Annotated in this window: 24 protein-coding genes; 4 read left to right on the top strand and 20 right to left on the bottom strand. The window is 39.0% G+C overall.

Going from position 1 to position 23,929, the window contains the following annotated elements; all coding sequences use genetic code 11:
- Positions 1–138: 138 nt before the first annotated feature.
- The 6 genes from pfkA to dnaE all read right to left on the bottom strand — a co-directional run bounded on the left by pfkA (position 139) and on the right by dnaE (position 8,578).
- Positions 139–1,098 (bottom strand): 6-phosphofructokinase, encoded by a 960-nt coding sequence (gene pfkA / locus MW695_RS08150; protein ID WP_247104796.1) that lies wholly within the window; start codon positions 1,096–1,098, stop codon positions 139–141.
- 279 nt (positions 1,099–1,377) lie between these two features.
- A complete protein-coding gene (accA, locus tag MW695_RS08145; RefSeq protein WP_247104737.1) occupies positions 1,378–2,355 on the bottom strand; it encodes an acetyl-CoA carboxylase carboxyl transferase subunit alpha in 978 nt (325 codons plus the stop codon).
- On the bottom strand, positions 2,345–3,208 hold the full coding sequence (gene accD, locus MW695_RS08140; RefSeq protein WP_247104735.1) for an acetyl-CoA carboxylase, carboxyltransferase subunit beta: 864 nt from the start codon (positions 3,206–3,208) through the stop codon (positions 2,345–2,347). The genes accA and accD overlap by 11 nt, the downstream gene beginning before the upstream one ends.
- A gap of 34 nt (positions 3,209–3,242) precedes the next feature.
- On the bottom strand, positions 3,243–3,884 hold the full coding sequence (locus tag MW695_RS08135; protein ID WP_247104734.1) for a FadR/GntR family transcriptional regulator: 642 nt from the start codon (positions 3,882–3,884) through the stop codon (positions 3,243–3,245).
- Positions 3,885–3,901: 17 nt separating this feature from the next.
- Positions 3,902–5,143, bottom strand: coding sequence for an NAD(P)-dependent malic enzyme (locus MW695_RS08130; RefSeq protein WP_247104732.1), 1,242 nt, complete (start codon positions 5,141–5,143; stop codon positions 3,902–3,904).
- 99 nt (positions 5,144–5,242) lie between these two features.
- Positions 5,243–8,578, bottom strand: a complete 3,336-nt coding sequence (dnaE, locus tag MW695_RS08125) for a DNA polymerase III subunit alpha (RefSeq protein ID WP_247104730.1) — start codon at positions 8,576–8,578, stop codon at positions 5,243–5,245.
- A 178-nt stretch (positions 8,579–8,756) separates the two neighbouring features.
- Here dnaE and ytrH point away from each other — a divergent pair, with 178 nt between their 5' ends.
- Together ytrH and ytrI are read left to right on the top strand one after the other, a co-directional pair.
- Positions 8,757–9,104, top strand: a complete 348-nt coding sequence (ytrH, locus tag MW695_RS08120; RefSeq protein ID WP_247104728.1) for a sporulation membrane protein YtrH — start codon at positions 8,757–8,759, stop codon at positions 9,102–9,104.
- Positions 9,101–9,610, top strand: coding sequence for a sporulation membrane protein YtrI (gene ytrI, locus MW695_RS08115; protein ID WP_247104727.1), 510 nt, complete (start codon positions 9,101–9,103; stop codon positions 9,608–9,610). Before ytrH ends, ytrI begins: the two co-directional genes overlap by 4 nt.
- An 18-nt stretch (positions 9,611–9,628) precedes the next feature.
- Here ytrI and MW695_RS08110 read toward each other — a convergent pair whose 3' ends face one another.
- Positions 9,629–10,567, bottom strand: coding sequence for a DHH family phosphoesterase (locus MW695_RS08110; RefSeq protein WP_247104726.1), 939 nt, complete (start codon positions 10,565–10,567; stop codon positions 9,629–9,631).
- A 109-nt stretch (positions 10,568–10,676) separates the two neighbouring features.
- On the opposite strand from MW695_RS08110, the gene MW695_RS08105 reads away from it, so the two are divergent.
- Positions 10,677–10,958, top strand: coding sequence for a YtpI family protein (locus MW695_RS08105; RefSeq protein ID WP_247104725.1), 282 nt, complete (start codon positions 10,677–10,679; stop codon positions 10,956–10,958).
- Between the two features lie 190 nt (positions 10,959–11,148).
- On the opposite strand, the gene MW695_RS08100 is transcribed toward MW695_RS08105, so the two are convergent.
- The 6 genes from MW695_RS08100 to MW695_RS08075 all read right to left on the bottom strand — a co-directional run bounded on the left by MW695_RS08100 (position 11,149) and on the right by MW695_RS08075 (position 16,812).
- Positions 11,149–12,456 (bottom strand): DRTGG domain-containing protein, encoded by a 1,308-nt coding sequence (locus MW695_RS08100; RefSeq protein WP_247104724.1) that lies wholly within the window; start codon positions 12,454–12,456, stop codon positions 11,149–11,151.
- Positions 12,457–12,654: 198 nt separating this feature from the next.
- Positions 12,655–13,338, bottom strand: a complete 684-nt coding sequence (locus MW695_RS08095; protein WP_247104723.1) for a metal-dependent hydrolase — start codon at positions 13,336–13,338, stop codon at positions 12,655–12,657.
- A gap of 181 nt (positions 13,339–13,519) precedes the next feature.
- Positions 13,520–13,891 carry a YusW family protein gene (locus tag MW695_RS08090; protein WP_247104722.1) on the bottom strand — a complete coding sequence of 124 codons (372 nt, stop codon included), beginning with the start codon at positions 13,889–13,891 and terminating at the stop codon, positions 13,520–13,522.
- A gap of 110 nt (positions 13,892–14,001) precedes the next feature.
- Complete coding sequence (locus MW695_RS08085; protein WP_247104720.1) at positions 14,002–14,157, bottom strand: hypothetical protein; 156 nt, start codon at positions 14,155–14,157, stop codon at positions 14,002–14,004.
- Positions 14,158–14,212: 55 nt separating this feature from the next.
- Positions 14,213–15,601 (bottom strand): argininosuccinate lyase, encoded by a 1,389-nt coding sequence (argH, locus tag MW695_RS08080; protein ID WP_247104718.1) that lies wholly within the window; start codon positions 15,599–15,601, stop codon positions 14,213–14,215.
- Positions 15,601–16,812 carry an argininosuccinate synthase gene (locus MW695_RS08075; RefSeq protein WP_247104716.1) on the bottom strand — a complete coding sequence of 404 codons (1,212 nt, stop codon included), beginning with the start codon at positions 16,810–16,812 and terminating at the stop codon, positions 15,601–15,603. The genes argH and MW695_RS08075 overlap by 1 nt, the downstream gene beginning before the upstream one ends.
- Before the next feature lie 239 nt (positions 16,813–17,051).
- Between MW695_RS08075 and MW695_RS08070 the strand changes: the two genes are divergently transcribed.
- A complete protein-coding gene (locus MW695_RS08070) occupies positions 17,052–17,348 on the top strand; it encodes a radical SAM protein (RefSeq protein WP_247104795.1) in 297 nt (98 codons plus the stop codon).
- An 80-nt stretch (positions 17,349–17,428) separates the two neighbouring features.
- Here MW695_RS08070 and MW695_RS08065 read toward each other — a convergent pair whose 3' ends face one another.
- The 7 genes from MW695_RS08065 to MW695_RS08035 all read right to left on the bottom strand — a co-directional run bounded on the left by MW695_RS08065 (position 17,429) and on the right by MW695_RS08035 (position 23,885).
- Positions 17,429–18,256, bottom strand: a complete 828-nt coding sequence (locus MW695_RS08065) for an EcsC family protein (RefSeq protein WP_247104714.1) — start codon at positions 18,254–18,256, stop codon at positions 17,429–17,431.
- Between the two features lie 7 nt (positions 18,257–18,263).
- Positions 18,264–19,208 (bottom strand): 3'-5' exoribonuclease YhaM family protein, encoded by a 945-nt coding sequence (locus tag MW695_RS08060; RefSeq protein WP_247104712.1) that lies wholly within the window; start codon positions 19,206–19,208, stop codon positions 18,264–18,266.
- A 123-nt stretch (positions 19,209–19,331) separates the two neighbouring features.
- Complete coding sequence (locus MW695_RS08055) at positions 19,332–20,519, bottom strand: acetate kinase (RefSeq protein ID WP_247104711.1); 1,188 nt, start codon at positions 20,517–20,519, stop codon at positions 19,332–19,334.
- 241 nt (positions 20,520–20,760) lie between these two features.
- Positions 20,761–21,750: a class I SAM-dependent methyltransferase gene (locus MW695_RS08050; protein ID WP_247104710.1), complete on the bottom strand. Its 990-nt coding sequence runs from the start codon at positions 21,748–21,750 to the stop codon at positions 20,761–20,763.
- Between the two features lie 239 nt (positions 21,751–21,989).
- On the bottom strand, positions 21,990–22,490 hold the full coding sequence (tpx, locus tag MW695_RS08045) for a thiol peroxidase (protein ID WP_247104709.1): 501 nt from the start codon (positions 22,488–22,490) through the stop codon (positions 21,990–21,992).
- 270 nt (positions 22,491–22,760) lie between these two features.
- Entirely contained in the window at positions 22,761–23,210 is a 450-nt protein-coding gene (gene ytfJ, locus MW695_RS08040; protein ID WP_247104708.1) for a GerW family sporulation protein, read from the bottom strand.
- Between the two features lie 15 nt (positions 23,211–23,225).
- Positions 23,226–23,885 carry a DUF2953 domain-containing protein gene (locus tag MW695_RS08035; RefSeq protein WP_247104707.1) on the bottom strand — a complete coding sequence of 220 codons (660 nt, stop codon included), beginning with the start codon at positions 23,883–23,885 and terminating at the stop codon, positions 23,226–23,228.
- Positions 23,886–23,929: the final 44 nt, after the last annotated feature.

Raw genomic sequence — 23,929 nt, 5'->3', positions numbered from 1 at the left:
AGGTGGTTCAAAAAGGACGGTTTTTCCTTTTTGAATGGCCTCGAAGTAATGAGTGTCATCGCTACATCTTTTAATAGTCTTGTGGTGAGCGCTTATCTCGCCACAAAACACGTAGCAAACGGCCCCATTGTATGCTCTTTAGATTGATAATTCTTGAGATAAAGTGTACATTCCTAGGTCAATCGTATGCTTACGAGAAAGAGCTTCATCAATGTCATGGTACACTAGCTCATTTTTCTCAATTCCTACAGTGATGCCTGCCTTACCAGCAAGTAAATGGTCAACCGCTTTCGCCCCGAGTCGGCTGGCTAGCACGCGATCAAATGCTGTTGGAGAACCTCCACGTTGTATATGCCCTAATACGGTAACACGCGTCTCTAGGTTCATTTCCTGCTTAATGCGTTCTCCAAATTCAAAGCCACTTCCTACACCTTCGGCTACAACGATAATACTATGCTTCTTTCCACGATCTTGTCCACGCTTTAGGCGTGCAATTACGTCACTCATTTCATAGTCTGCTTCTGGAATGACAATCGTTTCAGCACCATCAGCTAAGCCTGACCACAATGCCAAATCACCGGCATGGCGCCCCATTACTTCAACTACGTATGTACGCTCGTGAGACGTCGCTGTATCACGAATCTTATCAATTGCATCAATGACTGTATTCAATGCTGTATCAAAACCAATTGTAAAATCAGTTCCAGGAATATCATTATCAATTGTACCAGGAACACCAATAGTCGGGAAACCATGCTCTGTTAGCTTTTGTGCGCCTCTAAATGATCCATCGCCCCCAATGACGACTAGACCTTCAATGCCAAATTTATTTAACTGCTCAATGCCTTTCTTTTGACCTTCGAGCGTCTTAAATTCTTCGGAACGAGCTGTATACAACATCGTACCACCACGGTGGATAATATCACCAACTGAGCCTAATTCCATTTTTTTAATGTCGCCATCCATTAAGCCAGCATAACCATAATAAATCCCGTATACCTCTAGATTATGATAAATTCCTTTACGAACAACAGCCCGAATAGCAGCATTCATTCCTGGCGAGTCACCACCACTTGTTAACACTCCAATTCTCTTCATATTCACACAAACCTCCTCTAATCAATCATCATATATTGCGAAAAGTTCCACAAAGCTTCTTGCTTGTGTACTTTTACCCTCAATTTTATTACACGATAACTTAACAAAATCATATCATTTTATTCGTTATAAAAACAGATCGGTTCAATATTACTATTGACATGAAGCAGGAAGCTCAAACGTATCCCGTTCTTAAAAATAACACTTTCGTTGCATAAATACAATACAGAACCTACCAATTAGAAAAACTACACCCTCACGATAGGGTGTAGTTTTTCTTTAATTTATAGGGATGGTATCGGTTACACTTGAATATTGTCCAATTTTTTTGTATTTTTGATACCGTTGTTCAATAAGGTCATCTTCACTAAGATGGCTCAATACAGAAAGTGAGCGTTCAATCACTTCATCAATCGCTCCTGCTTGTTCTTTAGTATGACGATGCGCGCCACCCTTGACTTCACGTACAACTTCATCAATTACACCTAATTTTTTTAAGTCAGGAGCAGTGATCTTCATCGTCTCTGCTGCCTTTTGAGCGAGTGAGGCATCTTTCCATAATAAAGCAGCCGCACCTTCAGGAGAAATGACGGAATACGTCGAGTTCTCAAGCATATGCAAATGATTTCCTACACCTAATGCCAATGCGCCTCCACTTCCACCTTCTCCAATGACAATACAAACAACAGGGACGGATAAACCAGCCATCTCTAGTAGGTTCCTAGCTATCGCTTCACTCTGTCCTCGTTCTTCAGCTGCTTTCCCTGGGTAAGCACCCTTCGTATCTATAAAACAAATAATTGGTCGTTTAAATTTATCAGCCTGTTTCATTAGTCGTAACGCTTTACGATAGCCTTCTGGGTGTGGCATGCCAAAATTACGATGAATATTTTCTTTTGTATCTTTACCACGTTGGTGACCAATAACGGTTACAGGAGTCCCTTTGTATTTCGCAATCCCACCAACAATCGCTGCATCATCGCCATATAATCGATCGCCATGCATTTCGAGAAAATCTGTAAATAAGTGCTCAATATAATCAAGAGTCGTAGGGCGGTCGTTATGACGAGCAATTTGAACACGTTCCCAAGGCTGTAAATTTCCGTAAATATCTAGTTCTAGCTGTTGAAGTCTCTTTTCTAATTTTTTTATTTCATCAGTTAGATCGATTTCCTTTTCTTCTGTAAAGGAACGAAGCTCGTTAATTTTATTTTTTAATTCCACAATCGGTTTCTCAAAGCCTAAATTAGTCGCCATTGGTTCCACCTCCTTGATGTAAATCTAGAATCGTCGTTAATGTCTCTTTCATTTCATTTCGTGGAATAACCCGATCAAGCTGACCGTGCTTTAATAAAAATTCAGCTGTTTGAAAGTCTTCAGGTAACTCTTGTCGAATCGTTTGTTCAATAATTCTTCGACCTGCAAATCCAATTAATGCTTTTGGTTCAGCAAAATTGTAGTCACCTAATGAAGCGAAGCTAGCTGAAACACCACCTGTTGTAGGATGAGTCATAATCGAAATAAATAATCCACCTTGTCGGTTAAGCTTCTGCAACGCAGCGCTCGTCTTAGCCATCTGCATTAAGCTTAAAACACCTTCTTGCATTCTTGCCCCACCTGAAGCTGAAAATAATATAAACGGAATTCCTTTTTCAATCGCATATTCAACAGATCTTGTAATTTTTTCACCGACGACAGAACCCATACTTCCCATTCGAAAACGTGCATCCATTACGGCCATTACAGTAGGTAAACCATTGATCGTACCATGACCTGTTACAATTGCTTCATTCAATTCCGTTTTCTTGCGGTCTGATTCTAATTTTTTTTCATATGTTGGGAACTCTAGTGGATTCTTACTAAGCATGTCCCGATTTGTCTCAACGAAAGACCCTTCGTCCATTAAACTAGCAATTCGCTCAGGTGCTGTCATTCGATGATGAAACCCACAAGAATGGCAGACAAGTAAATTCTTTTTTAATTCCTTCGTATACATAATAGTCCGACATGAAGGGCATTTTGTCATTAAGCCTTCGGGGACCTCTTGCTTTGCTCGTTCAGACGGAATCGTTGCATATTTACGCTTCTTACTCAAAAAATCTTTAAACATCTTAACACCTCACTGCTTCATCATTCTATTTATATTAAAAAGGGCTTTTTTTTAAGTGCTTCTTTAGTATATTAACAGCCAACCCATGATCTTCCTTCACTAAGGCGTGAATGATCTGTTTATGCTCAGCACTATGCTTGACCGGATCAATTGATTGAACAGCTCGTGTCATAGCAGCTTTATTATATTGGACAAGTGAATCCCAAATGTTAGTTAATAGACGATTTTGACTATTCATAACAAGCTCTTTATGGAAGGCGTAATCATCACTTGGCATCCTCTCTCTCTGCTCAGATGATTCTACTAATTGACTTAGTCTTTCAATCTGCTCTTGTCCCATTCGTTCACACGCCAATTTAAAAGCTTCAATTTCAACTATTCTTCTTGTTTCTGAAAGATCCTGCTTCGCTTTTTCATTTTTTAAAAGAAAAGATAATAATAACTCGACTAAACGATAGCTATTCGCTGATTTCATAAACGTTCCTTCACCACGACGAGTCTCAATGAACTCTAACAATTCTAATGCCCTCAGCGCTTCTCTAACAGAAGATCTAGCGACCCCTAAACGTTCACTTAACTCACGTTCAGAGGGAAGCCGATCTCCTTCTGAAAGTTGATCAGCCTCGATGATACCTTGAATTTGTGTAATAATTTCTAAATAACGCTTTGACTGCATCGACAAGAGCCCCTCGTTTAGTTCATATCAGGCTGTATAATGGCCATTTCTGCTGTTCTCTTCGCTACTTCTTTGGGATCAGTGTGGACGGTGGCCACGCCACTATCTATGGCTGCTTTAGCAACAGCAGCTGCAACAGCTGGTGACACACGTTTATCAAACGGTGCGGGAATGACATAATTAGAGTCAAGCTCCCCTTCAATTAAGTTGGCAATTGCATAAACAGCCGCAGCCTTCATTTCTTCATTTATATCAGTTGCACGTACATCTATAGCACCACGAAACACACCTGGAAAAGCGAGCACATTATTAACTTGATTCGGATAATCGGAACGACCTGTACCAATCACTTTTGCACCTGCTACTAATGCGTCTTCAGGTGCAATTTCAGGGTTTGGATTAGCCATTGCAAAAATAATGGGCTCCGGATTCATCCTTTGAACCATTTCTTTTGTTAGCACCCCTTCAACTGAGACACCTACAAAAATGTCCGCGTCCTTTACGACCGATTCAAGCTTTCCTTTTTGCTGAGTAGGGTTTGTGAACGTTGCAACTTCTAGCTTCTGCTTATTCATCCCCTCTTGACGGCTTTTGTAAATCGCTCCGCGCGAATCACATAAAATCGTCTGCTTAGCCCCCATACTTCTTAAAAGCTTGATGATAGCTATACCAGCAGCTCCAGCACCATTGACGATTATTTTCGCTGTCTCAAGCTTTCTTCCTGTCAGCTTACACGCATTTAGTAAACCAGCTAATGTCACAATTGCTGTTCCGTGCTGGTCATCATGAAAAACAGGAATATTCATTTCTTCCTTCAAACGCCTCTCTACTTCAAAGCAATGCGGCGCAGCAAAATCCTCCAAGTTAATTCCAGCAAATGTCGGCTCAAGCTGCTTCACAGTCATGACAATTTCTTCAACCTGCTTTGTCTTAATACATAATGGGAATGCATCAACCCCAGCAAAAGACTTAAACAAGACAGCTTTCCCTTCCATAACAGGTAAAGAAGCTTCAGGCCCAATATTCCCAAGACCAAGAACAGCTGTCCCATTACTAACAACTGCGACAAAGTTCCCCTTCATCGTATATTCATAAACCTTTTCTCGATTACGATGAATTTCTTCGCAAGGATCTGCGACACCAGGAGAATAGACTAAACTTAAATCATGTGCATTCTGTACTGGCACCTTTGCTTTTGCTTCTAATTTGCCACGGTGCTTTCGATGAATTTTCAAGGCTTCATCTTTAAATGATGTCACAAGCGAACACTCCTTTTCTCATGATCGTCCATATTGGTCTGACCACCTCGAAAAACTTCTCTAATTATATATAAACTTTTCTCATTAGCCAAGTAACAATTATGGACGAATCTTAACATTATCTTTACCTAACAGTTGATAAAGAGCATGAAGACAAGCATCTGAAGAGTTTACTAAGTATTCCTTCGACAAATATTTTGTTTGATTTGTTTTTTCATAATACAAAATAATCGGGATGTCTCCGGGATATTGTTGCATAATCCTTTTTAACTGGTTTAACCGTTCTGGATCAGTGTCATTCATAATTCGTAAATAAAGTCGCTGACTCGCTTTCTCCTTCAATGTAGTGACAGAATAAAGTCGTTCCACCACAAGTGATTTTCGTTGCTGAGAAAAGTCTGTTCTGCCTTCTAGTACGTACATCTCTCCTTCTATTAGTAAATCACGCACTTTTGACCAAACAAGCGGAAAGAAGGTTGCATTGATTGTTCCTGTTTCATCAACAACAGAAGCAAATGCCATAGCATCGCCCTTTTTTGTCCGAATTCGCTTAATCGATTCAACCTTCCCTGCTAGAATAACAGAGCCTACTTTCGTGAACGCTTCTATAATTGTCACTCGACCAATAGAAGCGAGTTTCTCACCATACTTCTCTAACGGGTGTCCAGATAAATAGAAGCCGAGCACTTCCTTTTCAAATTCCAATCGTTCATGCTCTGTAAATGGTTCTACCTGTTGGTAGAGTGGAGCTTCCATATCTAATGTAAACAGCCCTTCTGTCTCTTCTTGAAATTCCTTCACATTCTGAGCAAATTCAATTGAATCATCTACCGAAGCGAGTAATACGGCACGATCTTCATCCATATAATCCAAGGCGCCAGCTTTTATTAAAGATTCAAGCGCCTTCTTGGACAAGCTTGGATAAAGCTCAATCGTCAATTGAAACAAATCGTTTATCTTCTTTTTATTTCGAATAGTCATAATCTCTTTAGCAGCTTGAACACCAATATGAGAAATCGGTAATAAACCAAATCGAATCGATTGCTCTTCGATTGAAAATAACCACTCACTTTTTAACAAAGATGGTGGACGTATGTCTAAACCTTTTTCCCTGCTTTCCTGAATGAAGCTATACAATTTATCTTGTTGATTCCAAGCTGAAGACAATAGAGCTGTATAGAAAGGTAACGGGTAATGTGCTTTCAAATAAGCAAGACGGTAGCTAATTAAACTATAGGCTACAGCATGACTTCTATTAAATCCATAATCAGCAAAACGTTCAATTAAGCTGAATACATTTGCCGCTACATCTTCTGAATAACCCTTTCTTACTGCCCCTTGAATAAACGTTATTCGTTGTTCTTCTAAATCATTCTTCTTCTTTTTACTAATCGCCCTTCTAAGTAGATCCGCTTCCGCTAGTGAAAAGCCTGCTAATATTGATGCCATTTGCATAATTTGTTCCTGATAGATAAGAACACCATATGTCTGTTCGAGTAACGGCTTTACATCTGAATGTGGGTACGTAACCTCTTCTTGCTTATATTTTCTTTTTATATACGTTTGTATATATTCCATTGGTCCCGGTCGATACAAAGCATTAACAGCAACAATATCTTCAAATTCAGTTGGCTGCAGCGATGATAATACCCGTCTCATGCCATTTGATTCTAACTGAAAAACCCCCGTTGTATCAGCATCACTTAATAGTTGAAAGGTTTTTCGGTCATTTAATGGAATTCGCTCGACATCAAGCCATGTTCCTGTTTGTTGTTCAATATAATAGACAATACGTTCAAGTAATGTTAAATTACGAAGTCCCAAAAAATCAAACTTCAACAAACCTAATTGCTCAACTACATCCATCGTTGCTTGGGTTAAAGAAACATTCGTTGTACCAGCTTGAAGAGCAAGTACATTTGTAAGTGGCTCAGCGCTTATGACAACACCAGCAGCATGAGTAGACGTATGTCTGGGCAGTCCTTCTAACTGTGTAGCAATTTCCCATAATCGCTTCGCCTCCACCGACTCTGCAAGCAGTGACTTTAATTTCTCACTACTTTCCCACGCTTTGTCCAATGTCATCCCTGGTGATACTGGTATTTCTTTCAATAGCTGATTCATCATATAAGCTTGTACACCTAATACTTTAGCGACATCACGTATGACCGCACGAGCCGCAAGCGTCCCAAATGTTAAAATATGTGCCACACGATCACGTCCATATTTTTTTTGTACATATTCAATAACCTCATCACGCCGATGATCGGGAAAGTCAATATCAATATCTGGCATTGAAACCCGCTCTGGGTTCAAGAATCGTTCGAACAATAAGTCGTATTGAAGCGGGTCAACATCTGTAATCTCTAATAGATATGCGACAAGCGAGCCTGCTGCTGATCCCCGACCAGGACCTGTCATCATCCCGTTTTCTTTTGCATAGCGCATGAAATCCCAAACGATTAAAAAGTAATCGCTATATCCCATCTCATAAATAACGGTAAGTTCTTTTTTTAATCGTTGTTCTATTGCTGCTGTTACATACTCATAACGTTGCTTACATCCTTGCAAACAAAGCTCCTCTAGCTGTTCATCTGCGCTTATACGATCTGTTGGATAGGTTGGTAATTGAATCTTATTCAACTCTATCTCGACATTACACATCTCAGCTAGCTGAGATGTGTTTTCTAAAGCTTTCTCCCAGCCCCGAAAGTCTGCCGCCATTTCACTAGGATCCTTTAAATAATAATGGCGTTCTTGCGTGAGTAGCTCTGTTTCCTCTAGTTTTTTCCCATCTCGAATCGCTCGTAACACATGATACGCATTGACATCAGATTTCTTTAAATAGTGACAAGGCTGTGCAGCTATTAAACGGATTCCTGTTTGATCTGAAATTTTCTGTAAATGTTCAAGATATTGATCATTTTGCCCTTCATTAGAATGGATCTCAATAAATGTATGACTAATCGCTCGTTTAGGAATCCATTCCTCTAACCAAATCATCGCCTTATTCCAATCACCATTTCGAACAGTATTAGTGATTGGACCATACTCAAAAGGTATGACGATGACCACATTCTCCATGGAGCTTGTGATCTCTTCTTTAGTTAAGAAGCGATCCTCTCTTTCTTTATGATGCCACCTTGAAGAAAGAAGCATTAATTGCTTATAGCCCTCATTGTTTTTCGCATATAATCTCATATTTTGAACCGAATCAGCTTGAACTTGAACCGATATGTCCAGTCCGATAATTGGTTTAATTCCTCGTTTTTTACATGCTTGATAGAAGGGAACAGCACCATACAAAACATTTTTATCTGTTAATGCTAGCTGTTTATAGCCTAATACGTGAGCATGCTGTATAAGCTCTTCAATTCGATTTGTTGAAGAAAGAAGACTATATTCACTTAATACGTGAATCGGTACAACTTCCATTGTTCATCCTCCCCCTCTATTGAATGCTTGTCATAACTTTCATTCAATCTGACTATATATAGAAATAAGCTTTGCCAGCAGAATAGAAAAGCTACTACGTTGAACACATGAACACAGTCTCATTTAACACATACCTTCAGCAAATTTTTCTTTGTTTAGAATCATTTATGTAGAAAGGATGAGCCATTTGCTAAATCGTGAGCTTCTCGCTACGTTAATTATTGATTTTTTCGTTGCCTTTGGTGTCATTATCGGTGGTGCACTAATTGGAGGAATCGGCGCATTCTTAATTGGTAAGCCACCACTCTCTGTCATTCATAATCTTGCAGGGAACTTAAAAATCTGGGCTATTGTTGCAGCTATAGGCGGTACATTTGACGCTATTTCAAGTATAGAGAGAGGGCTATTTGAAGGAATTCATGATGATATAGTCAAAACAGGCCTCATGATCTTTGCTGCATTATGCGGAGCTCAAACAGGTATAACCGTGATTCAATGGCTTGTTGGGGAGTCTGTTTCCTCATGAGAATCCCACCGTTGTATAAACGTACCACATTTCAACGTTTTCTCGCTGGATTCATAATCGGTGTCCTTTGTGGGTGGTTTTTTTTTCTATTTCAATATGGACAACTTTATAATGCATTAATGATCCAGCTTTCCGAACAACGCTCGACGATTATCACATTAGAAGCCCGAATTGCTGAGCTAAATAGTGAGCAAACCAAATTGAATGAAGAGAATCAAAAGAAATTGACGATTCAATCAATTGAGGTTGAGTTAAGTAATGCCCGTCGATTACGCTTGAACCAATTAACACAATTAGAGTTACGCACACAAATTATTGAAGAACTCCAACATTTAGAACGAGAAGACATTGAAACTGTTGCGAGTATGAAGGATTTAATGATTCGTGCCCTTGAAAATAAAGTATTTAACGTTGACGATAATGAATTCCAGGTTGATGTGCAAGAAATTTACCTTTTCACGACGCTAAGAATTGAACTTGCAATTATACCAGCAAGTAGCTCATGACCACTTCGAAATCACGAGCTACTTCTCGGCACCTGTTTTACTAACACGAATAAGCTTTTCTATAATATCATCCGTTTCATCCCATGAAAATGCTGTTGCCCCAGAAGCTTTTGGATGCCCTCCACCATGATATTCAACTGCAATATCATTAATCGTCGGTCCCTTTGATCTTAACCTCACTCTAATTCGATCCTCTTCTTCAACAAAGAAAACCCATGTTTTTAAGCCTTCTACATCCGAGAATAGATTAACAAACTGTGAAGATTCATTTGACGTGACCTCAAATGAATCCAGAATGTCTTTTGTTAAATACATCGCACCAACACAGCCTTCGATCACTTTAAAGTTTTGCAAAATATACCCTTCTAGACGGAGCATTCGTAGATCTTTCTTATGTAGCTGTGAATAGAACTCATTCCGATCAAAAGGATACTCGAGCAAGACACTCGTTCTTCGTAACGTATCTGGTGTTGTATTATCAAAACGAAACCTCCCCGTATCACCAACAATCCCAGCATATAGTGATTCCGCTATCTCTTGATCAAACTCCCAATTGTACTGAAGCATCCATTCAACAATCATCTCACAAGTTGAGCTGTACGTTGGATCGACCCAATATACATCACCATAAGGCTCGTCATTAGGGTGATGGTCTATTTTTATTAAATAGGAGCCTTTCTTAAACCTCGAGTCAGAAATACGTTCAACATTCGCGGTATCACAAACGATGACAGCAGCACCTTCGTAAATGTCATCCTCCACTTTATCCATCTCACCTAAAAAGCGTAACGACTCTTCTTCTTCACCTACTGCATAAACGTTCTTTTTTGGGTATTGATTTTGAATCGCCTTTTTCAATCCTAACTGCGCTCCAATTGCATCTGGATCAGGACGAACATGACGGTGAAGAATGATCGTCTCGTGTTGCTCTATTTTTAATTTTATCTCATTATTCATTGAATTCTCCTCTCCTCATTTCGTTCACGCTTCCTTCACTAGCATCTTTCACTTGTTAACGTTACAATAGATGGCATAAGTGAATTTAATGTACATGCAGGAGGAACGAATGGAAAAACTATTAATTATTATCATTGTCTTATCAGTCGTATTTTTCCTTTACAATAGGATCAAAGCATGGCGCCAATCAGAACCACTTTTAAAACGTATTTATCAATCCAAATCCACATTAAGCCTTGGGATTTTCTTAGCAGCATTTGGTGCTAATTTGTTAATATCACCGCGGAACACCATCGATTGGGTTGTTGGGATTGTTTTCCTCATTTTCGGTATTGCTAATCTCATTTATGGCTTTCGAGCACGAAGCCATTACATCAATCAATTACCATAAGAAAAACGCTGCGCGTCTTTTCTTATGGTAACTTCACAGAAATACATACTTAACCGTTAAAGTTGGCAGCACACTTTAACGGTTTTTATTATAAAATAATGTACTTATACATTCATACTTGCTGTATCCACTTCCATGTCCTTTGATTTCAAAGTATAACTTTACCTATTATGCTCGCTAAAATAACCTGCTAATCGATCAGTTGAGCCATCATGAGGGCTTTTCCGACGATTTTCGTATCATGATAAAGCTCAACGTCAATCTTTCCATGCTTCCGACCCATCTCCAACACTTTCGGTTCGATTCGCAGTATACTTTCCATTTGTACGGGCTTTATGAAATATAATGTAATATTTTCAACGACTAAATCACCTTTTTTATATGTACGGAGTACTCTTCTTCCTATCTCTGTCACTAGAATCGTAAATACACCGTAAGATATTGATCCTAATTGATTCGTCATCTGTGGTGTTACTTCACAGGAAAATTGAAACCGCTCTTCTGTAGAACAATCTTGTAATCTTCTTGTGACAATTTCTTCAATCGTCTCACCTACATGTGGCTGTCTTTGAACCATTTGTAGAGCCTTTAATACATCCTGCCTACTCACAACACCGATAAGCTTCTTCGCTTGGTCAATAACTGGCAATAATTCGATCCCTTCCCATACTAATAAATGAGCAACAGTTGCAATTGATGTTCGTTCATTAACGGTAATCGGGTCAGTCGTCATCACTTTTTCAATTCTCGTATGAGAGTCAACCCCGACTACATCCTTCGCCGCAATCATCCCTTGTACCTTCATCGATTCATTAATAACCGGGTATCGACTATGTCCTGTTTCTTTATTTAAATGATCCCATCGTTTAACCGTATCATCCGTTTTCAAATAGTATGTATTGGCAAGTGGAATTAATATATCATCAACAAGTACAATTTCTTTCTTGATTAATTGATCATATATGGCTCGGTTAATCATCGCCGCCACCGTAAATGTGTCATAGCTCGTTGAAATAATAGGCAATTCCAGTTCATCTGCAAGTCTAATGACTTCATCACTTGTAGAAAAACCACCAGTGATTAATACGGCTGTTCCAGATTCAATCCCGACCTTATGAATTTCTTCACGATTCCCGACAATCAGTAAATTCCCGACCTCCATATACCTCATCATCGCATCGACCTTCATAGCACCTATAACAAATCGATTTAATGTTTTATGTAAGCCTCGTCTACCTCCAAGCACTTGCCCTTCAACAATGTTAACGACTTCTGCATACGTTAACCGTTCAATATTTTCTTTACGCTTTTTCTCAATCCGAATCGTCCCAACACGTTCGATTGTACTAACAATTCCTTGATTTTCGGCTTCTTTAATAGCTCGATACGCTGTTCCTTCACTAACGATTAGAGCCTTAGCAATTGAACGAACAGAAATCTTTTCACCTATTCGCAGTTTTGTAATATAATTAATAATTTGTTCGTGCTTCGTAGCCACTTTTTTCCTCCACTTTTAACGACCTCTACTATGTATAACCATCATAAGTATACGTGTTCTCTCCCATTCGAGCAAGAACACATATATGGATGGTCATCCTTTTTAAAGGCTTATCGGTTCACGATATTAGTGCTATGTTCGTTAAATCCCTTATTCTTTTTAAAAAAAGGTACCTCTCAAAAGAAGTACCAATTGCTCCTATAATTCGATTCCTTCACCAACTTTAAGAGCCAGCCCCTTCTTTCCTGATAAATGCTCAGCATACTCATTAGGATCTTGTTCAATAACCGGAAATGTATTGTAATGGATTGGAACAACTCGTTTCGCTTGCAGCCATTCTGCAGCCAACGTAGCATCTTCTGGCCCCATCGTGAAATTATCTCCAATCGGTAAAAATGCCAGATCAATCGTATTACGCTCCCCAATTAGCTTCATATCACTAAATAATGCAGTATCCCCAGCATGAAAAATCGTTTTTCCTTCAACCGTTAACAGAATTCCTGCTGGCATCCCTGTGTAAACTATTCTCTGATTATCTTCCTCGGTATAGGATGATCCGTGAAAGGCTTGTGTTAATTTAACTGTCCCGAATTCAAATGTATGCGCACCACCGATATGCATCGGGTGGCACTGTATACCTTTCCAACCTAGATATGTTGCTAATTCAAATGGGGCGATCACTAACGCATCATTCCTTTTTGCTAACTCGACTGTGTCACCTACATGGTCATTATGGCCGTGGGTTAATAGAATTACATCTACTTCGAGTGAGTCAGCATTTAAATCCGTTAAACCATTGCCAGTAATGAATGGATCAATAATAATTTTCGTTCTTTTTGTGTTAATAAAGACAACTGAATGTCCATGGTAGCTTACGTTCATCTTTACACACTCCTTCTTATAATCTTCTTAATCTTTATTCATTCGATATAAGAGGTTCAATTCCCTTTTATTGAATTATCAAAACGTATGAGTGTAAAGAGCACATAAAGGGAAGCCTTAAAGGAAAGGGCACTGGAAAAGTTAGAATTAAAACTTTTTCAGTGCCCTTCTTCCTTATTGCTCATTCCTCATTCCAAACCCAAGTAAACAACTGACCATCCTCATTCATATAGCGAATGTCTAACTTTGATAAACGAGGATATTCTGCTTTCATATTGTCCACGTACTCGTCAATTGATTGATTTTCACTTATCTGTAAAAGCGTCACAATTGCTTCCACCTGCTCCTTCGCTTCATTTCCCTTCATCACTTGTGAACCTTTTTCGAATTCATATTTTCTCGGACTGTCATATTCCCATTCATAATCTTGACCATCCACTATAGCTGATATGCGAAGAGAATAAGCACTCATCAATTCTGTTCCACTAGCTGCTACATCAGTTACTTTAAGTATGCTTAACATAACGACGAAAACGATCATAAGCTTTTTCATCTCATCACCTCTGCATTAGCATGAGGCAAATATTGGTATATTATACATTGATCTACTAAATTTTAAAAAGGCCAAAAGCAAGCACAGCATGCTTACCTTAGACCTTTTTGTTATTTTTCACTTTTTTCATAGTGCTCGTACGTCTTATTTTCATCTAAGTGCCTTTGCTCATATGTACCACAACTATATGAGTCAAGCAACTGTTGATGTACAACGCGCTCGCCTTGTTGATCATACAAACCATTCGTTAACTTATGCTCCTTCACAGCCTAAATGCCTCCTCCTAGACTTCATATTACAAGACTAGTATGAAGCAATAACCTATGATTTATGTGAATTCGCCAAAAGTTGCTCTGCCTTTAGTAAAGAGACACGCACTTGTTCAAATCCAGTTCCACCAGCGCTATTTCGGCGTGCAACAACAGTCTTTGGATTAAGCACTTCGTAAATATCTTTTTCAAAAAGCTCACTCGCATCTTCGTAATCAGAGAACGGTAAATCTAGAAGGAAGACACCTTTTTGAATCGCAACTAATACAAGCTTTCCAACGACTTCATGAGCCTGACGGAAAGGCATTCCTTTTGTTGCTAAGTAATCGGCTAGCTCGGTTGCATTAGAGAAGTCATGATGAACCGCCTTTTCCATCGTATCAACGTTCACCGTCATCGTCTCAATCATACCAGCAAAAATATTCAAAGAGCCTTTAACCGTTTCAACCGTATCAAACATTCCTTCTTTATCCTCTTGCATGTCTTTATTATACGCAAGAGGCAATCCTTTTAATGTCGTTAATAATGAGAACAAATGACCATACACTCTTCCTGTTTTCCCACGAATCAATTCTGCCATGTCAGGATTCTTCTTCTGCGGCATAATGCTGCTTCCAGTTGCAAATGAATCATCCATTTCAATGAATTGGAACTCTTGTGTTGACCATAAAATAAGTTCTTCACAAAGACGTGATAAATGCATCATAATCATTGAGGACGCATTTAGAAATTCAACAATGAAGTCACGGTCACTAACAGCATCTAAACTATTGTGGTAAATATCGTCAAACCCTAATAATTCAGCAGAATAGTGACGATCAATCGGGAATGTCGTCCCTGCAAGCGCACCTGCACCAAGTGGTGACACGTTCACCCGCTTCAAGCTATCCTCCAAACGCCCATAATCCCTTTCAAGCATCCAGAAATAAGCAAGCAAATGGTGTGCAAACGAAACCGGTTGAGCACGCTGCAAATGCGTATAACCAGGAATCAATGTTTCTACATGCTCATTCGCTTGCGTGACAAGAGATTGCTGTAGCTTCTTTAAGCCATCCATAATTTCGTTCGTTTGGTTACGCAAGTAGAGATGCATATCCGTTGCCACTTGATCATTTCGACTACGACCTGTATGGAGCTTTCCACCGACAGGGCCAATTTCATCAATTAGATGCTTCTCTAAATTCAAATGGATATCTTCCTGTTGAACAGAAAACTCTAGTTCACCCTTTGCCGCTTTTTCGCGAAGAGCTTGAAGGCCGTTCTTAATTTGTTCAACCTCATCCTTTGGAAGAACGCCACATTTACCAAGCATCGTTACATGGGCAATACTTCCTTCTATGTCTTCATTCACTAATGCTTGATCAAAGCCGATCGATGCACCAAAGGCATCGACCCACTCCTCAGCTGTTTTCGTAAAGCGTCCACCCCAAAGCTTCGACACTATTGATTGACCTCCTTTTGCTCTTTATTGACTTTACTATTTACCTTCGTTGATAATCCCCATAATGAAATGAAACCAACTGCTGCACCGTGATCAAATTCATCGTCTGTTGAATACGTTGCAAGCTTCTCATTATATAAAGAATATGGTGATTTACGTCCTTCCACTATTGCATGCCCTTTAAATAATTTCACACGTACGACACCTGTTACTGTTTTTTGCGTTTCTAGTAGAAATGCTTGAAGCGCATCACGAATCGGCGAGAACCAAAGACCATTATAAATAACCTCTGATAATTTTTGTGATACAACTGGTTTAAAATGAGCAACTTCCTTGGTTAATGTAATATCTTCAAGCTCCTTATGTGCTTTTATCAAAGTCATCGCACCAGGACACTCATATACTTCACGCGATTTAATCCCAACTAGACGATTCTCCACATGATCAATACGTCCAACACCATGCTTACCAGCAATTTGATTTAATTCAAGAATTAAATCATCTAGTTGATAGTTCTTTCCATTAATAGAAACAGGCACACCTTGTTCAAAAGCAAGTTCTACATACTCTGCTTCATTTGGCGTATCCTCAATCGCGGCCGTTAGTTCATATGCTCCTTCTGGAGGAGTTGCCCAAGGATCCTCTAGAATTCCACACTCATTTGCACGTCCCCATAAGTTCTGGTCAACAGAGTATGGATTATCAAGATCAATAGGGATTGGCACATTATTCTTCTTCGCATATTCAATTTCCTCATCACGCGACCAACCCCACTCACGTACAGGAGCTAATACTTTCAAATCTGGGTTAAGAGCTTGGATTGACACTTCAAAACGAACTTGGTCATTCCCTTTTCCGGTACATCCATGTGCAACCGCTGAAGCACCCGTTTGCTCAGCAATTTCAACGAGTTTCTTTGAAATAAGTGGACGTGACAATGCTGAAACTAGTGGATATTTATCCTCATACATTGTATGAGCTTGTAGCGCTGGTAACACAAAATCTTCAGCAAATTCCTTCTTTGCATCAATTGAATATGATTCAATTGCACCAACATCAAGAGCTTTTTGCTTAACAAAATCTAAATCCTTTCCTTCACCTACATCTAAACCAACTGCAATCACATCATACCCTTGATCTGCTAACCATTTGATCGCAACTGACGTATCTAAACCACCCGAATAAGCTAATACTACTTTTTCTTTACTCATCTTCTCATTCCCCCAATGAATATTAATACTTAATATATTATTTTTATACATTGTTATTCAAAAAAAGAGTGCTTTTATTTAGCGCACTATTCATGCATAAATCTAACTGCATTTCTTATTAATATTCATTACTTTAACAGGCAGCGCTCAATTTGGCAAGTGTTTATTGCATCTTTTTTGAATGATTTCACTTTCAAATATAGCAATTTTCGATATAATCAATGTCAGAGGTGATCCAATTGCATGTGAAATTTATATACGATCTGCGGTTAGGGATAAGCGTCCCCCATATCGAACAAGAATGGGATACTCTAGATGAGCAGACGAAAGTAAACACTCTTAACAAATGGGAACAAATTCGTGGTACGATTCCGGACAGAGTCAAACAAATGGAAAATCAAATTCACTCTGTTCATGAGCACCTTTCAAATGAAGAAGATTTCGAGAAATCCTGCCGACTGAATGAAGAAATGGCTGAACTCGCTTCCATTATTAATGACCTCTGGATCCTATATAGACTAGCACCTTCCTTATAAATAAGAATCAGACAATGAGGCTAGGGCATAATAATGTCTCCTAGCCTAATGGACGAGAATGATTAGAATGTTCCCCTTTATTACGTCATACGATCAGAAGCTAGGTCTAATAGTCTTCTTTTCAAATAAAAATGTTGTCCAACCTCAATCACTTGTTTCGTTAACGTGTAATTCATTCCTGCTCCAACAACCATCCCGATTAATGGAACAAACTGTACAGTCTTTCGGCGTAGTATTGTAATGAGGAAGCTCTTTGCTAATTGAGGAGTAAATCGCTGTAACCATTCCTCTTGAATGATCGAATCGTCCCCTTCATAGAAAATCGCTTGTTGATGAGCAAGACTTTCCTCTAATAGCTTGTCCCATTCTGCCTTTTGATATTGTTTCGGTAATGTTGCCAAATGATAGAGCTTTAGCATAACGATCTGCTCCATTGGATGGCGACAATCATAGCCATATACAAATGCTAATTGCTGTAATGAACGCAATTGAATGGCCATCAGAGCAGGTAGATCAGCAGCAAGAAAGAAGAGACCACCTAAGCCTGTTATCCCTCCTTGACCTACCGACAAGAGCCTTTGTTTAGCCATAAGCTGATCAGCTAAGTAATTCGCTTGTTCAATTGAAAGTTGTCTTAATGCTTCCGCGCTTGAAATGGTAGGATGAAAGATCCTTGCATGCGTATAGACACGTTTCTTCGTGTCTTCAAATGAACGACTATGTAGCAAGCCTGCCTGAAGGTGAACAAGGCAATTATCTAATAAAGAAAGTACTTGTCGCTTTCTTTTCTGATTTAATGATTTTAGCCATTTTTCTTGCCACTGATTGTACAAAATTCCAAGATCTGATTGTTCTTTTTCAAAATAGCGTCTTTCCCATTGTTCAAGCTCATCCCAGTGATGTTCCAATGTCCATCTACTCCTTTTCTTTTTTAGTATACACACGTCTTTTAAACAGTGGAGAATACGTCCAGTCTTCAACTGATTGCTCCTTCAACATCGACATGTTATTTAATTGACTATTTAAATGTTTTAATGAAGAAAAGAAAATAGCTTCCTCTGTTTTAGGAGAAGCAGCACTTCCAAAACCTTGGCTCACTTCACCTAATTGACTTGCTATGCAATGCCTTACATGTGTGATATCTGAATGATCTAAGTCCAATCCGGCACTGTAGGCTGCCTGCGTGATCATGTCTAGGCTAACTGAAACATGACCGAAAAATTCACCTTCTGTTGATAGCTCTGGAGCTGTAGCATCTAAAAAGGATTTAGTCTTACCTATATCATGTAACAAACATGTCGTAATGACAACATCTTTATTTAAATTTGGATAGACCTGAAATAAATGCCAAGCACTCCTCGTTATTTCTACTACATGCTCAAGTAAGCCTGCATAATAGGCATGATGATACATTTTCGCAGCAGGCATCGTTGTAAAGCGTTCACGAAATGACTTCTGACCGAAGATGGTCTTAATCATTGTTCTAAGCACATCTGATTGTATTTCTTCCATATACAATCTCAATTCCTGCCACAATTCTTCTCGATCGACGCCATCTCGCGATAATAAGTCTGCAACCTTTACTTGATCTTCTTTCGTCACCAGACGCATTCGCTGAATTGATAATTGCTTCTGTCCGCGATACGAACCTACTGTCGCTTCTACCTTAACAACTGCATGCCGTTCAAATTGTTGAGCTTGTTCAGCAGTCAAATCCCAAAGAATAGCTTGTATTCGCTGAAGGTTCCGTTCCAATACGAAGGTTGCATAATCACTCCCATTTGCAGCATGCTTCACTTCTCTTTCACGAATATAAAAGAAATGAACAATAACCTCACCTTCATTCCAATTAGATATCATACTAACTCCCCCTTAAGTATGAATCAGCTTTTCCTTTCTATTGTATGTAAAAGTTTGCAAAGAAAGAAGGGGTTATATGAAGAGTATTCGTTAACTCTTCATATAACCCCTTATCGAACATGATTATTTTGCTAAACGAACCGTATCACGAGCAAGCATAACTTCTTCATTTGTTGGAATAATTAACACTTTAACCGGTGAGTGAGGATAATTCACAAACGCTTCTTGACCTCTCACTTGATTTAAAGCTGGGTCCCAATATACTCCCATAAACTCTAATCCTTTTAACACTTGCGCACGAATGACATCACTATTTTCACCAATTCCAGCTGTGAAAATAATCGCATCCACCCCACTCATTCGCGCAGCATACGAACCGATATATTTATGAATACGAGAAGTAAAAACATCTAAAGCTAATTGCGCACGAGCATTTCCTTCTTCCGCTTTATTCACAATATCACGTAAGTCGCTTGAAAAACCAGAAACTCCTAACAGCCCGCTTCGTTTGTTAAGTGTATCTAGCACTTGATTTGCATCTTGATTCGTTTTACCCATAATGTATGGAATAAGAGCAGGATCAATGTTCCCTGAACGAGTACCCATCGTTACTCCAGCAAGCGGAGTGAAGCCCATTGATGTATCGATCGACTTACCACCCTCAATCGCGGCAATACTCGCACCGTTTCCTAAGTGACAAGATAATAAACGTAGCTGTTCAATGGGTCTCCCTAACAACTCTGCTGCTCTATTAGAGACGTATTTATGAGAAGTTCCATGGAAGCCATATTTACGAATTCCATACTCTTTATAATATTCATATGGCAAGCTGTAAAGGTAAGAAGATTCAGGCATTGTTTGATGGAACGCCGTATCAAACACAGCAACCGCTGGCACATTTGGTAATACTTCTTTAAATGCTTTAATTCCGACAACATTGGCAGGATTGTGTAAGGGAGCAAGCTCAGAAACCTCTTCTATACCTTTTAAGACTTCATCTGTAATTAAAACGGAATCATTAAACTTCTCCCCTCCGTGGACGACACGGTGCCCAATACCATCAATCTCATTTAATGATTGTATAATTCCAAGTGACGTTAATTTATCTAATAGGATTTTGACCGCTTCAGCGTGATCAGGAATTTTTAATGTGTCTGATTGCTTCTCTTCATTTACTTCAATTGTAAATACTCCTTGGTCTAGCCCAATACGTTCAACTAACCCTTTTGTCACAACTTTTTCTTGTGGCATTGTTAACAGTTGGAATTTTAAAGAAGAACTCCCTGCATTAATTGCTAAGATGTTTGACATTCTTATAACCCGCTCCTTTGTAAATAGATCATCTTACATTTAAGCACCGAAACAAGCTTATTTCAAGTAAAAGTGTCGATTTCTCCCATATTCGAACAATTCAGAAATGAATACTCTTACAAAGAACATTCACATCGTTTTCATCATTCACTTACATCTACCTTGAGTAAACACTCCAGTACATTAGATTTTTTTACCTCTTAAAAAATAGCCTAACCTTTTTTTGAGGTCAGGCTTATGATTATAAGATTCCCAATTCGTCAGCAAACCATTTATTAATCCTCTGTATCATGTCTGCTAAGGCTTCCTTTTTCGAAAAAGATGGCAATTCGGCTAATAACGCTTGACTCGGTGATTTAGTTCCGTTTCCTTTCTTTTGAATTACGAAAATGCTTTTACCGAACTGTTCCGATGAAAACATCGATTGTGGTAATTGCAGCAAAGACAAAATGTGCGCATGCTTTTTTAAATACTCATGTAATGCCTTTGATTGCTCACTTTCAAATAAGAAGTTCGGCACTAAGAAAAGAAGAAATCCACCGTCTTTCACTTGGTTCAAGCCTTGTTCAATCATTAAATGATGGATATAAGAATGCCCTTCTCCCGCTTTTAGCTCATATTGACTGGCAACATCGTCTTTAGGATAATAACCAACAGGAAGATCCGTCACAACTAAATCGACTTTTGGGGTTGATAATCGTTCAACACTGTCTTGATGATATAGGTTGACTTCATGATGCTGTAAGTTTGCACCAATGTACGCTAATTTTAATAATGTCTCATCCACTTCAAAAGCTTGTGCACCCAAAGAGACTTTCGATTGATTCAAAAGCGTATACAATAAATTACCAGATCCTACAGCCAAATCAAGAACCGTAGCCTGCTGCTTTTCTCCAAGCAACTTTTGAAATAAATAATGGACAAATAAACTTACTGCCTCAGGTGTCATGGAATGATGTGGCTGCACCGCACCTTTCATCCCCTTCAATACAGCGAGCTGAAGCGCCTTCCTTACGTCCTCGCGTTCATACTCTAATTCAGCTACATTATTTAACAGCCGTTTTAATATTGCTTGATCATCATCTGATATCTGTTGTACAATTTGATGTTGAAATAAATTCTCTCCTGCTTCTGCTAACCCTTCTAAATAAGTGTTCAGGCCATTTTTCTCTAAATAAAGTGCACACTTGTCAAAGTAATCATATAATTGTTCTACTACCATAGCATTCATCCCTACGTCTTTTCATTTCTTTTCAACCTTGTTACAGTTATCCAACGAATAAATTTATTTATCGTCTCCTAAGCATTGAGAAAGAGGCTGGGCAAAAAGTGTTTTCCTAAATGGAAATCCGAACAAATACACAGGCGTGCAAATAAAACGTTACTGAAATACACTTTGCACATTGTTCAGATTCTCAGCTAAACACTTTCGTTATGTCCCAGCCTCTTCTTCTCTGCCAATCAATTCTTTTATTTTGCTGCTTTAGCAGCTTCAATTGCTGCTTCATAATCCGGATGGTTTGTTGCTTCAGAAACATACTCTGCATATACAACCGTATCAGATGAATCAATAACAAACACCGATCTTGCTAGCAATCGAAGTTCTTCAATCGCTACACCATAAGCTTGTCCAAAAGAAAGATCGCGATGATCAGATAACGTTTGTACATTTTCAATTCCTGCTGCTGCACACCAACGTTTTTGTGCAAATGGAAGATCAACACTTACCGTTAATACGTTCACATTATCTAACGAAGCTGCTTCTTCATTAAAACGGCGAGTTTGTTGATCACATACACCCGTATCAATTGACGGAACGACACTAATCAATCTAACAGTTCCTTTAGAATCAGCTAATGATACTTCAGATAAATCATTTGCTAGCACCTTAAAATCTGGAGCCTTTTCCCCAACCTTTACTTCAGTGCCGAGCAGTGTAACTGGATTATTCTTAAACGTAATTTCTGCCATCATTCATCCTCCTCATAATTTATGTCACATCAATGCTATTGTACATGACCACCCTTAATATGGCAATTAATATGGACGACGAAGAGGTTTTTGAATGACGACACAGACAGAAAGCTACTTCAACTACTCAGAGTACACTGAAAAAGTACAAATCACCTTTTTCTGTCTTGATTTTTACTATCAATCGCTTCACTCGTTGCTTAAAAGGGCACCGAAAAAGTTAAAAACCAAACTTTTTCGGTGCCCTTGCTTCTCGGAGTAGCTTTTTACCTACATAGTTGTATTTGGGGGTGGGGGTGGCGGCGGGTTCCCTGCTACATACGGATTGCCTTTTTTCTGGTCAGATTGCCCAATCATCTCTTGAATTTTATCAACAACTTGTGGTGCAAAATCGAGAAGTTTTTCGTATAAATGAGTATTGCTATCAAGATGAACCATCTTCACACCTTTGCTATTCACAACAAGAAACGCAATTGGTGTAATGGACACCCCACCACCGCTTCCTCCTCCGAAAGGATGTTTATGTTCTTCATCATGATGATGATCAATGATAAACTCACTACCACCTGCTGCAAAACCAAATCCAACCTTCGACACAGGCATGATGACACTACCATCCGGAGTTTCAACAGGATCTCCTACGATCGTATTTACGTCTACCATTTCCTTTAGATTTTCCATTGCCGTTTTCATTAAACCTTGAATCGGATGATCTCCCAACGTAATACCTCCCTATTAAATATTTTCCTCAACCGACTGAGCTTTCTGATTAGACGGTTTTCTTCGCCAATGCTTAACTAACATTAGGCCTGCAAGGATAGCTTGCCCGAGACGAAACGAAATCATGCAGGAAAGCTTCGTATGAGAATAAAATATTTGATAACGTGGCTCTACTGTCATTTGAGGAGTATCCTCAAGTCGAGTATAATGTGAGACCATTCCAAAAATAACACTCTTCAAGGCCCATACAGCACCAGCTAGTTGAGCTGTATGGGCCGCATCTTGGATACCAAGTGCTGAGTGCCATTTCAACTGTTTGACACGCACCTTTTTTAAAAAGCGACGGACAATCTTATGCAAACCAACAACATGCTGCAAAAAATCACGAAATAGACGTAAGTCTTCAATAAGCTTTTTAGGCGTCAAAACATCTTTTTTCTCCTTCTGATTCATTGCAACCTTTTGCTTTTCTTCTACTTCTAAGGATAGTGTCTCCACATTGAATTTAATCACTGGAGCTGAAAATGAGTATACTTTCATCCACCATATATAGACAGTTACCTCAAGCTGATCATCATCCATTTCATGATAATAGTGAATTTGAATCTTCAATTTCAATAAAAGTAGCAACACGAACAGAATGATACATCCCCCAAGTATATAAACCCAAACCACTAAGAACCCCCTTCTTTCCTCATGTTTCCATCTAGTTTCACCTT

Origin of the sequence: Halalkalibacter sp. APA_J-10(15), assembly GCF_023017105.1 — a bacterium.
Taxonomy (GTDB): Bacteria; Bacillota; Bacilli; order Bacillales; family Bacillaceae_D; genus Halalkalibacter.
The sequence above is the reverse complement of the archived record's forward strand: the minus strand, read 5'-3'. Positions and strand labels throughout refer to the sequence as shown.